This is a genomic window from Paenibacillus sp. V4I3 (genome assembly GCF_030817215.1).
Classification (GTDB): Bacteria; Bacillota; Bacilli; order Paenibacillales; family NBRC-103111; genus Paenibacillus_E.
On sequence record NZ_JAUSZA010000001.1, the window covers coordinates 3086677 to 3099389 of the forward strand.

Here is a 12713-nt window from a genome sequence, read left to right on the forward strand (position 1 = left end):
TGCGATCTGCCGTTTCAAACAAGAAACAAGCAGGCTCACAGGCCCCCTATACTATACGCCCAACGATTGCACGAACTGTTTGCCAAATTGTCGGCATAGTGCTTTGTCATTCTTTGAAGGAGACAGTTCAATCTTTAATCCTTCTAGAGTTACTTCTGCTCCAAGTTCCTTCAGCTTCGTCACTAATGTATCAACGGCAGCCCCATATTCGGAATAGGAAGAATCACATGATCCGAACACTGCCGCCTTTTTCCCATCTAACTGAATGTCATCCATCTCATCATAAAAGTCGAGGAAGTCGTCTGCTAAATCTCCGTCTCCCCATGTGTAACTGCCAAGTAGGATACCGTCATAGTGGGTAATCTCCTCAGCGTTCGTATCGATAACGTTCTTCACAACAGGCTCAACGCCTGCTTCTTTCAATCCTTCTGCTATCGCATCAGCCATCTCTCCGTATTACCTGTCATGCTTGCAAACACTATAATTATTTTTTTACTCATCCTAATTCCCCCTAAGTTTTATGATTTCATCCTCCGGCTTACGAAGTTCTACGGTTACTAAATCAAATAATGTCGATAGTTCTTGTACATTCATGGATTTCGTAATCTCTTGAGAATATGTCCACTTTTGATCTCGGTGACTTTCACTTTTTTTAACCATTTCAAACAAAAGTCCCACGTTCTAACACACTCCAATCTGAATCAAGCTATATTGATAATGATTTTCATTTTCATTTATTATTTCGAATGATAACCATTCTCATTTATAATGTCAATGCATTTGTAACAATTATCCAAAAAAACTTTAAGTTCAAGGAGGGGGATAACGAAGCGGAAAAGTAACATCTTAAAATTAGAGATTTACAAAACTACTAGTTTATGGTATTTTCAAACAAGAAGAATATGGAATGCGTGCGGAAGAACCGCCCATGTGTCGCTGTGTGCTAGGCGATTGCTGGGCGGTTTTTTATGTTATGCGATACTACTGATGACCAATAGAAAAAGGGGATTATTATGAGAAAAAGGTTTTCAATTATTTTATGTACGGTACTATGCACAGCATCCATCGGGTATGATGCGATTAACTCCTCAGCACAAAGCCCCATCAAGTTCATGGATACATCTCAGCATTGGGCAGAGCTGTCTATTCAAACAGCCGTTGAAAAGAAATACGTGGATGGCTATGATGATGGAAGTTTTAAACCGGATTTACCGATTAGCCGAGCAGAGTTTATCAAAATGTTATCTTCTGCAGCAGGTGAAAAAGTAGAAAAGGTTGAGGGGAATGATTGGTACGTTCCTTATGTTAACAAGCTGAAGGAGTTAAATGTTATCCCAGTGGAATTTCCGGAAAGATATAATGAGCCACTTCAACGCTTTGAAATGGCTATGTTAAGTGCTCGGAGTGTGGATAAGTCTCTGAAGGGGTCAATGCTTGATTCTGTTAAATTAGGGTTGATTCATGGTGTTAGTACGACAGATTTAGCGCCTTATGGTACTAGTACTCGAGCACAGGCGATTACGATAATTGAACGTATCTTGTCAGCTAAAAAGGGTGAGAAATTACCGGTAGATAAGTATGCTGCAAGTTCTGCTGAGATAGCTGCGACAGGCAGCAATGTAGGTACAATGCTTAGTTTGAAAGCGAAGGAGATTGGAACTACTTGGAATTATGCTGAGGGAGTTACTGTAAGGTTGAATAAACTTATCGTAGCCGATCCTGCTGATCCAGATGATCCTTACATGAAGCTAATCGATATGCGTACTTGGGAGCCAACAACCAGTAAAACTGACAACAAAGTTATTTTAGCAAACTTCACTGTATTTGTTACTGAAGCTGGTGTGGGAGCGCCAGATATGTTTCCTTCTCAAGTATTAAAACAGTTGGACACTTCAAATTATCTTTTGATGTCCGAACAGGCATTGACTCGGTGGATGAAATTTAATAAACCTCAGACTAACGAGGGTTATGTAGCCTACGCACTTCCTAATCGAATTGCTAATCTTGGAATTGTGTTTAATATTTTAAATACTGATACAATCTTAGCAATTAAGTAGGGGTGTGAACATGTTCCGTAAATTTCTTCACAGGGCAATGTTGTTTCTAATATTTATTGAGTTATTATTGCCAATCTTTGACCCAGGAGGTGCCAAAGCCGCCGCCTCATCTATTACATTGTATTATAATTTCGAACAAGGAATTTATAGCGCATCATCTGTTGCTGCCCAGTTTTCTTCGTCCGGAACTAAGACATTCACTAAGGATGTCACTTCACTTGTTGGTGGGACGATCACTGGGGTTACTTTAAATAATCAAGGTGGTTCTGGTGGTAATGCTTCATTTACAGCAACCACTATAACTTTGACCAGTTTAGCTGGTGGGAGCAGCACTGTTTATGGCAAGTCTGAGACAAATCCAATGCATCAAATTTATCGTCAACCGTCCGGTAAAATATGGGAACACAAGGGCTCGAAGACTATTCCAGTTGAGTTCGATGGTGCTAGTGGAAACCCTTCCCCGTATCCGGGAGCTATCCCATTGTGGGGGCGAAAAAGATACACATTAGTTGACAATTTTAATTATGGTGACTCTAGCACTTTTGGACCTGACTTACGTTACTCCTTTCAGTCACCCCTATACAGGACTAATGGTGCTAGTGGCGATAAAGAAGCTGATTACGGTAAAGAGGGCTATGCTGTTACCACAGCATATGAAGTGTCTCGGGCCACTAAATGGTACTTAAATCAATCTTCAGTTAGTTTGAGTGGTCTTGATGCAGATATAACTGATCCGGATAAGTTAGATCAAAATAGTATTTCCATAATTGGTGCTGAAAAGCCGAGTGCGGGGTATGGTGCAACACCCTTAGCTTATGGTAAAGGTGATTTTGCTGGAACTGGTATGATCCGCACTATGATGCTTTTAGACGGCACTGTACCCGCTAACCAGATTCATGATAGTCCCGACTCTGATGGCTCTGGTGGTTTGTCGCGTAACTATGAAATGTTCGCTATCGGACTTTGGAGCGGCACAACGTATAAGTATCAAATGTCTATAGACGTTTCTTATACTGCCCCAGTAAAAGCAGATCTAGCTTACGTATCAATTGATGCCGGAGCCTGTGTGCCACAAAACGTAAACGTAAATATTACAATCAAATTTAAAAATATTGGCGTTGCAATTCCAAATGGTGATTCCTTCAGTGTGACTCTAGCTGCTGATGGCACGGTGTTCAAGACATTTACTTATTCCTCAGGATTAGGTGCAGGTCAGACGATAACCGAATCAGTGCCGTATACATTCAGTAGCATGAAGAGCATCACCATGAATCTAGATTCCAATGACGATATCCCCGAAGCGAGTTCCAGCAATAACATACTTACTCAGATCATTACTCCCCAAGCCAGCTGTACACCAAGCGGTGGAAACTTTAACGGAACTACCTCAGCCGACAAGCCCTCAATTCCTTGGAAAGATTCCAACCTCATTAAAGCAGACTGGACGATTCCTTCTGGCTGTACCCCTGTTCAAGGAAGGTTCATTTTATCCCAAACTACAGGTGCATATATTCAATACGGTTGGAGTTCGTTAAGTAGTACTTCTGTGAGTGATATGTCCATTTTTGCTTATGGGATGATGGGTTTTACGGGTTATCCAGGCAATATTACAAGCGGCGAAGTGGTAATAGAATACAAGCTTGAGGATAGTTGTGGAGGAACTTCCTATTTCTACGAAGGTAAGTTTACGGTTGGTCCTAAACCTCCCAATAGACCTCCTCAGTTCGAAATCGGTTGGTTTCCCGATAATGATTACTACAGCCGCACACCAATTGCAGAGGTTGTTGTTGGTGATAAATTAAATGTAAGGTTGTTGCCAGAAATTGCTCCTAATCACTACGATCCTGACGATGATATCGTAACTTTTGAGTGGTTGTTTCCAAGTAGCTCAAGTACTTGGATTAAGAGTTTTCCTTCTATGGGTTATCTAAAGGGAGAGGATAAACTTACGTGGCTGACGGCATCAACAGCCGGAGACCATACGATAACAGCGAAAATGTGTGATGATAAGGGAGCTTGTACGCAAAAGGATGCAACAATAACAGTCATGCGCCCGGAGCCAATTCCCTGTATTAACGTGCCAAACCGTGTCGTACAAAACCGTCCTCTACCAGCTAACGCGATTAATGGAGCGTGCAGCAAACCAGCTAGAAACAGAACGATAACGGAGTATTTCTGGACGAATAATCTCCCCGTTTATCCGAATGTTGGTATAGAGACGGTAACCCTGGAAGTCAAGGATAATTACGGGGTACGCAGCTTGCCTGAAAACATAGCTATTAAAAATATTAATGTAGTCGAGGATAAGCCCCCAGTAGCTGTTATCAACCTACCTATCTTTGCGGTAAGAGGAATTGTCCCGTTTAGGGATATGTCGTATAGTCCTGACGGAGATGTAATCGTAGAAACGTCTATTACATATGTTTACGATAGCAATGATGATGGAATATTCAATGATCATATGCCGTTAAATATACCGATATCCGTTGGTGGGCCGGCTATTCTTACAACTCCTAAGGTAGGCAAGTATAAATTAACGGTAAAAACAAAGGAGGATTGGGGTTTAACGAATACCAGAAGCTATGTGGTTGATATCAAAAATGATTCTCCCGAAGTTTCATTTACTGTCACAAGCGCGAATCCAGAACCTCCTATGTTTCATACAACATCGGAAAATGAAATGCTAATGGCATATGGGGGTCAGTGGCAAGGTTCATCTTTAACTAATCCTAATTTGAATAAAGTGAAGGATATTGGATTTACTTACAATACTGCTTCTAGTGGATTAACAGCTCATTATGGTAAACAGCCTTTCAATGGCCCTGCCACTGGATTAACGATTACTCCTGAACAGTACCAAAAAACAACCTATAACGCTTGGCATACCTTCCCAGTTCCTCAGTTATTTAATACACAATTTTTGGGTAACAGATATGGAGTTGGTTCTATTGGTTCCATTCCATTTTTTGACGGGACTAATACTAGGATAGATGGAGGGTTGGGAAACACATACGATTATAGTCAACAAAAGTATATCCCTAATAAACCTACACCTGATAACCCAGGAAAGTTCCTAGCTTATGATGCTAAAGGTGGAGCGTATTCGGTAGACTTCAATTCCGGATATTATAATGATAATGATTATAGTGAGACGTGGACTATTTATCGTAAAACTGCTGATGGTGTAATATCTTGGAGTCGTTCTGGTCAATACAATTATGATGGTTGTTCTGGCGACTGTTCATCTAGTGAAAGTGGCGTAAGATCACCTCACGCTAACTTGAAATTAAATAATGATGGAACTAAGGTATCACTTGGAGGCACCTATTCCTATGGATGTTGGTGTGTAGTGACTACTTGGCTTGACGTAGAGACTGGATTAGAAGTACCTGCTAATACTATAACTCCTGCACCTACTCTAACAGGCATTTATGAGGACTCAGAAGTATATCTATATCGAGAGCAACCAATGAATTTAACTACGGATACATATAGTTCTGGGAGTTGGGGTTCTATCAGTAACCGAGCAGGAACAGTTAGTGAATACTTTGTATCTTACAATAAACAAACGGGTGTTACTAAAAAGATAGAAATATACAAGGATATCTACTTCAATAATCGTTCAAGGAGTGAGGATGGAAGCGTAATACGAGGGGACGGTTCAGATAGCGATAGTTCAACTTTAATAGATGTGAATTATTCTGTATCGGCTGATGGATATGTCTATATCGTTGATGGGATGAACAAAATCGTAGTTGCCGATAAGTATGCAAACCAACTCGCTTCATATACGACCAAAGGAACAAGACCAACTAATACCTTCTCACACGAACAAACTCTTCAAGAGAGATTTAGATATACGGTATCCTCGGCGGGATTAAGTGCAGATGGAGAGTTTCAAGTCGTTCTTCAAGAAGAGCATTACAAGTTGAGAAGATGGAACTTCCAGTGGACGTCTTGCGCTCCTTGTAGTGTAGGCAGCTATGTTTCTCACTATGATGAAGATGATAGTCAATCTGAACGTAAATTCTACAACTATAAGATAAATGGTGGAACGACTATTCCTTCTAGCTACGCTTTAGCGGAAATTGGTCAAACCATGAAGAAGGATACGAGTGTTGCAGACGCAGATTACGTGTTCGATTTCTTACAGTCAAGTGTGAATACGAATGTGAATGCTCCTTCTGGTTTAATCTTCAGGGCAGCGGATAACAATACGATGTATCGATTAGAGTTTACAACAAACAAAATAAGCTTATCGAAGCTCGTTGGTGGTATGCGTACCGAGTTACGGTCAACGCCAGTCTGGTTGTCTACAACTTCTTTTAACAACATGAAGGTTAGTGTTAGAGGTGGAAAAATTAAGGTGCGGATGGGTACAGTTCCTATAATGGAAGTAACCGATCTTACATTAACAGAAGGTACTTATGGGTTTTTCATTGGCGGATATGGTTCTCACTTCCGTAACTTCTATGTCAAAGTACCAATTGTAGATAACAATAAAATTAGCGATACCGGCATTGCGGGAGAAGAACTGACGTACTCTACGGAGTTTATGGATCCTGAAAGTGATGATCATTTGATTAGTAAGGATAAATGGAAGTACGAGCATACGAACTCTACGAAATTTTTAGATTCGGGGGATGGTAAAAGTGGACTTTCTGCTTACAATAATCAAACAATTAATGGAGATCCGATAAAAACACTGGATAAGGTAGGGGTTTATAAATTAACCTTTATTGGTGCAGATGATCCTACACCTGTTGGCTTTAAATATCCGAATTCAGCCTTTGCTGAGTACCTGTCTGAATCTGACCCGTATTCTAGAAATGTATTGATCCATCGAAGACCTATAGGGGTTTTGAATGTAAATCAAGATATTTATTATAACGTTACTTACGATGATCAGAGCTATGATCCTGATCGTTGGTTAAACAACTGGACTTACTCTACGGAACCAACTGGCATTGATTATTCGGCTTCTCGAGGAATTATTGAGCGAAGATATGAGTACATAAAGCCAGATGGTACAACTGTAAATGGAAAATTAACGAGAGTAAAAGAAATGGGGGCTTATACGTTTAGGGTAGCAGTTAAAGATGAATACGGTACGTGGTCTGATTGGGCAGAAGCTATATTGTGGCTAGATGCACCACCTGTGAATCATGCGCCTTTCGTTGATATCACGAGCCATACGAGTACGGATATGAATAATCCGTCTGGATCAGCAGGGAGTAATCCTTTATTTACTTGGAATGCGATAGATTATGATGCTGATAGCCGAATTGTACGCTCGGAAATAGACGTGCAATACTACTATTACAACTACTACAATAACCCGCAATATCAATGGGTTAGTCAGAATAACCCTGTTGCTGCTAGAACGCATAATTCGCTTAGTGATGGTAACGTTGTTTCGTTGAATTATTCCTACCCGATGACCGTACAGCCTAATCAAACATATAAGGTGAGAATTAGAGTTCAGGATGAAAAAGGGGAATGGTCAGGCTGGTCTGAGAGATATTTTGCAAAAGGCTTCCCTCCAGCCGCAACTTTGACATATCCGAATGGCACGCAGTCTAGTCCTACACCTATTACTTCTGGAATTTTGAAACCTTCTTGGAATCAGAGTGATGCAGATGTTCCTACGGAATACCGTACATTCCAATACCGTATTTTAGACGCTAATGGTGTTCAAATTCAGTATACTCAATATGGTTATGTGTACGATGCTCAAAGGTACGGTAACTATGCACACTTCTGTAGTTATGATAGCGAAAGTAACTCTTGGAACGACTGTGATTACTATACAAGCGCTACTACTTGGAATACTCATGCTACAGAGTGGTTTTATCTTCCGTACATCCAAGATCAAAATGGCCCTTTCCAAGTTCAAGTAAGAGTTCATGATGAAAGATATTGGTCAGAATGGTCAAACTCTGGTTGGTTCACAACGAATAGACCGCCAGTAGCCAGCATGACGATTCCAAGCGGGACGCAAGCTGCTCCTACCATTTTCTCTGAGCTGCGGCCTACCTTTGAGTGGAGCCAAACCGATCCTGATCCGGGTACAACCTTCACTTATTTCCAAATGCAAATTACCAATGAGGCTAACGATGTACTGTTGCTGGACTCAGGGCAGTTCTACCAAGGAACGGTTTCTAACGTGGGGAGTTGGATGGTTAATCAGGAACTTCCAGCTGGTCAAAAACTCCGCGTCAGAGTTAGAGTATTTGATGGGGTTACTTGGTCTGATTATTCAGCGCAAACATGGTTCTATATCAATCGAGCGCCTGTAGCTGAATTTGACTGGAATCCAAAGCCGGTTTGGGAGGGGGATGTAGTGACAAGTATGAATACCTCTTTCGACCTAGATGGTGATGTTCTAACCTATGCGTGGAACTTAGTGCAGCCTGACGGGGTTACTTTCACTTTTTCTACTAAGGATATTTCTCATCGCTTCCTAAAGCCTGGTATGTATAAGGTGTCGTTAACCGTATCAGATGGACGTCTTTCTAATACCTTAATCAAAATGATTGCTGCGATGCCCTTGACGATTCATTCGGATGTAACTTATACAGACAACTGGCTGATTTTGCATGAAAAGAGCGGTCACCAAACGGTTTCGGCACCTAAGGATTTCTACTCTGGGGAAATTTTCATAGTTTCTAGCAAGAGTTCACCTGCTCCTGTAGACGAAGTGACAGCTTGGATTGATACGACAGGGTTAGATGGGCATGCGCTTTATGTGTCTGAGCGTTTAGTTGCATCAGGAGGGGATGCGACCTCTTTTAGCGGAGAACTATTTGATGCGAAATTCCAGTCATTTGCGGAGGGCTTGCCTCAAGGACTGCAAACCATTCATTTTCAAATTCGATACCACAACGGTGTTGTGAAAACAGAGGACATTCCTGTCCAAATCATTGGCAATGTCAATAAATCAGTCGGAGTTCATAGGGTTCAATAATTGGAGGCAGTTATCTTCGGATAGCTGTCTTTTTTATGTAAATTCGATGAATCCAATGTCTTCCTATGGTACAATAGGTCGATAAAAAGGCGAAGCATAAGGGAGAGCGAAAATCTTGAGATATCGATTAATTGCACTTGATGTAGACGGAACTCTTTTAAATGATGAGCATGAATTAACAGAACGCACGATTGAAACGATTCAGGAGGTACATGATCAAGGGTGTCACATTGTGCTATGTACGGGAAGAGCTCCAGCTAGCACGCTGCCAATTCTTGGGCAGCTCGGGCTTGAGGGAACGATGATTACGCATAATGGCGCGGCGACAGTTCACGCGGATGAACGGGGTCAGACGTTGGTGAATGAGTTTGCTTTTACGCTTCCTGAAATTGAGCCTATGTTGGATTATGTGCGGAGAAAAGGTATTCATTTCGATGTATGTACCTCTTTTAACATGTATATTGAACGGATCAGTGAGTATGAAAAACAGATGTACCAAAAGTTTCTGATCAACCCCAAACTCGTAACAGATGTCTCGGAGCTGGAGCTGCCGATTGTGAAATTTACACTTTTTAGCCAAAATGAGTTGGATCGCGTTCAAGAGGAATGGGAAGAACAGAAGCTATACGGTCATTTACGGATGATTCGCAGTGGCGACCTCTTTATTGATGTGATGAGTGCAAAGGCCAATAAGGGCAATGCTTTGAAAGCTTTGGCTGCTTCATTAGAGATTGATCCTAGTGAGATCATGGCTATCGGGAATTATTACAATGACCTGGAAATGATGGCATTTGCCGGACTCGGCATTGCTGTGGAGAATTCGCCTGAGGGCGTGAAAGAAGCAGCGGATGCGGTAACCTCCTCTAATAACGACGAGGGTGTACGTGAGGCTATCTTGAAATACTGTTTATAATATAAAAATTCGACAAAATCCTCGGTTTTCGAGGGTTTTTGTCGTTTATGGGGTTCTTCCATATTATGACGCATGGTAGAATAAGAGAAAGAAAAATTGATATCGGTGGTGTAAAGATGGGGAAAGCGAAGAAAGCTTATAGTAAAAGGGAGAAATTAATAGGGGCAATTGCTAGTACGGCGATTATGGCTGTACCTTTTATGGTGGCTCCTGCTCAGCAGGGGTATGCAAACATTGAAACACCTTATGTAACTCCTTCAGCTACTCCAGCAATTCCAGCAACTCCAGTAGAAAAAATAACGACGATTGTTATACCATTAAACGGAACCAAATATATCGATTTAGATTCATTATACAGTGCGGAATATATGTCTGTCGCTCCATGACGCGGGGAACTGTCCTTTTTAGTTTATCCTGAATACTCATAATTTGGACGATGTTGGGACAATCTACAGAAGAATCATAAGATCTGTAGAGGAGGCGAGTAAAGTCGTGGCCGATATTATGCTTAGACCCGACCTGAAAACGGCAGGCGGAGAAGTCTGCGATATTATGTACAATGGGAAGTTTGTCGGTACGTTAACGCTAGTCTACAGGGAATCGGATCGACTCAAAGGCTCGATTCATCTGGAGCAGCAGTCCATTACGATCATGGACAAACAGAAGGTGTATGAATTCGTTCAGTCGTACATTCAGAATGTCATTGATGCACTGGCTATTGAAGAGTGTGAGGTTTTAGTTAGTTATAGTGATTATGATTTCGTTATCGCGTCAGATCATGCCTTAGAGCCTACCATGCTTGAAGGTGACTCGCATTCGTACACCCGTCACGAACATGACGATGAAGTGGATTATGAATGGGTAAGGGACGAAACCAGATTCGATGACATCGATTCAGAGAATGCTCCGGATAAAATGGATATGATTCAGGAACGCAAGAATCAACAGGACTATGAACTTGTTATTGTAGGTGAAAGTAGAAACCGTGTGGATTATCATGTTTATGATAACGACTCGGAGCTTATTGCTGAAATTACTCTTCATATGTATGGTACTGATGTGATTGGAGATATAACATGGAGATTCGATCCTTTTGATGAGGAAATGGATAGGGTTTCGGAGCTCATCGTCGAAGATTTCAATGAGGATGAAACGGATTCGTTTATTTTCAACATGATCTATAATGGGGAAACCGTAGATACGGTGGAATTAACGCACATTGATTTATTAGATTTGGTTGATGACGTAGAAGAAGATACAATGTCTCTTTCTCCAGAGGATTACACGATTCATTTGGCTAGAGATGATGGCGATACACTCACATATGAAATTTATCAGCAATCCTATGGTGGTTTGCCTATTGGTACTGCAACGGTGGACATTAGTTCTCGTCAGCTAACAGGATTCATTGATTTCCGCGAGCCAGGAGATTCGGATGATCGAGAGCTCATTGCGACATTATTGCTTGAAGAGTTGGATAAAGAAAAAGAGTATGAAACGTTCAATGTATCCATGCTGTATAGAAATAAGCTAATTGATGAAATTTGGTTCGAAACGGATCAGTATCATTGAGCTAGCACCAAATGAAAAAAAAGGCATGAACTTCCATAATAGATGGAAGTCATGCCTTTCTGTTTAATTAAAAAGTGTTGGAAACAGTGATTTGATCTAAGGAAAAGCGTCCTGCGGATCTTGCTGGAGTAGCAGCCAAACCTACGCTAATCAGCATAACAGGTACATAACGTGCTGGAACGTTGAAAGCTTCAACGAATTTAGCAGCATCATAACCACCCATTGGGCATGTGTCATAGCCAAGTGCTTTAGCAGCAATCATAAGCTGCATAGCAGCTAAGGATGCGTTACGAATAGCTTCGTCACGAGCAACTTGTGGGTATTGATATGCGCCTTCGATTTGAGCGGCAAGAGTGTCATACAATTCTTTTGACATGTGACCAGCTTCCACAGCCGGGCCGAAAACCAGTTCAGTATTTTTATTAGCTTCAAGGTCGCCCAGAATAGCGATAACAACGGAGCTTTCCACGATTTGCTTTTGTCCATATGCGATAGGGTGCAATTTCTCTTTTTGAGCTTGATCTTCAATAACGAGAAGCTTCCAGTGTTGAAGGTTCCATGAAGATGGTGCTTGCGACGTAGACGTCAGCAGCTGTTCTAGATCGGCTTTCGGCATTTTGTGCCCAGCTTGATATTGCTTTACGGAATGACGGTCTTCTAAAACTTTCAAAACTTCGGATTTAACTTCTGTACTCATTAGGTTTCCCTCCAAGGTTATAAATTCTTTTTAGTGTGTTTCCGTTGCTTAAAAGCATTCGTTTTTAGCATTTGAAAAAAAATCAATCAGTTAACCAACAAATAACAATTACTGTAATCATAAATGTTATAGTTTAAGTTGTCAAGAGAGTCTTTCGCGATGTCGGAAAATGTTGGATAATGGAAGCAAGAAAGGGGATGTTCCTCTTGAAAATGACGCAAAAAGAGCTGAGTCACCTTATATTTTTATCAGAAGTTGTCCTCACCGGCAAGAAGAAGAGCCTTATGGATGAGACGCTGCAATGTTTGCTTTATATTGTAAAATCAGTTGAAGAGGTTGAACTTCCCGATACTGTGGTTGATCAAATTGAAAGTCTTACAGCTCTAATTGAATCGGATTTACGTAATGAGAATGAACGGATTCAGGAGATTCGCGGTCATTTGGACTGGTCTCAAAAGGGAAGACGAAAACAGCAAGATTGATTGTGAAAAACGGTCTCTTCGTGAT

7 protein-coding genes and 1 pseudogene are annotated in these 12713 nt (G+C 41.2%); 6 read left to right on the top strand and 2 right to left on the bottom strand.

What is annotated here, in order from left to right:
• Positions 1 to 51: 51 nt before the first annotated feature.
• A pseudogene (locus QFZ77_RS14240) lies at positions 52 to 500 on the bottom strand (flavodoxin).
• A gap of 513 nt (positions 501 to 1013) precedes the next feature.
• Here QFZ77_RS14240 and QFZ77_RS14245 point away from each other — a divergent pair.
• The 5 genes from QFZ77_RS14245 (at position 1014) to QFZ77_RS14265 (ending at position 11509) form a co-directional block, all read left to right on the top strand.
• Positions 1014 to 2057, top strand: a complete 1044-nt coding sequence (locus QFZ77_RS14245; protein ID WP_307440559.1) for an S-layer homology domain-containing protein — start codon at positions 1014 to 1016, stop codon at positions 2055 to 2057.
• Between the two features lie 10 nt (positions 2058 to 2067).
• On the top strand, positions 2068 to 9024 hold the full coding sequence (locus QFZ77_RS14250) for a PKD domain-containing protein (protein WP_307440560.1): 6957 nt from the start codon (positions 2068 to 2070) through the stop codon (positions 9022 to 9024).
• Between the two features lie 115 nt (positions 9025 to 9139).
• Positions 9140 to 9937: a Cof-type HAD-IIB family hydrolase gene (locus QFZ77_RS14255; RefSeq protein ID WP_307440563.1), complete on the top strand. Its 798-nt coding sequence runs from the start codon at positions 9140 to 9142 to the stop codon at positions 9935 to 9937.
• A 65-nt stretch (positions 9938 to 10002) separates the two neighbouring features.
• On the top strand, positions 10003 to 10323 hold the full coding sequence (locus tag QFZ77_RS14260; RefSeq protein WP_307440564.1) for a hypothetical protein: 321 nt from the start codon (positions 10003 to 10005) through the stop codon (positions 10321 to 10323).
• 106 nt (positions 10324 to 10429) lie between these two features.
• A complete protein-coding gene (locus QFZ77_RS14265; RefSeq protein ID WP_307440566.1) occupies positions 10430 to 11509 on the top strand; it encodes a hypothetical protein in 1080 nt (359 codons plus the stop codon).
• A 67-nt stretch (positions 11510 to 11576) separates the two neighbouring features.
• On the opposite strand, the gene QFZ77_RS14270 is transcribed toward QFZ77_RS14265, so the two are convergent.
• On the bottom strand, positions 11577 to 12206 hold the full coding sequence (locus tag QFZ77_RS14270; protein ID WP_307440568.1) for a nitroreductase family protein: 630 nt from the start codon (positions 12204 to 12206) through the stop codon (positions 11577 to 11579).
• Between the two features lie 212 nt (positions 12207 to 12418).
• Here QFZ77_RS14270 and QFZ77_RS14275 point away from each other — a divergent pair, with 212 nt between their 5' ends.
• Positions 12419 to 12688, top strand: coding sequence for a hypothetical protein (locus QFZ77_RS14275; RefSeq protein WP_307449508.1), 270 nt, complete (start codon positions 12419 to 12421; stop codon positions 12686 to 12688).
• The last annotated feature ends 25 nt before the right edge of the window (positions 12689 to 12713 follow it).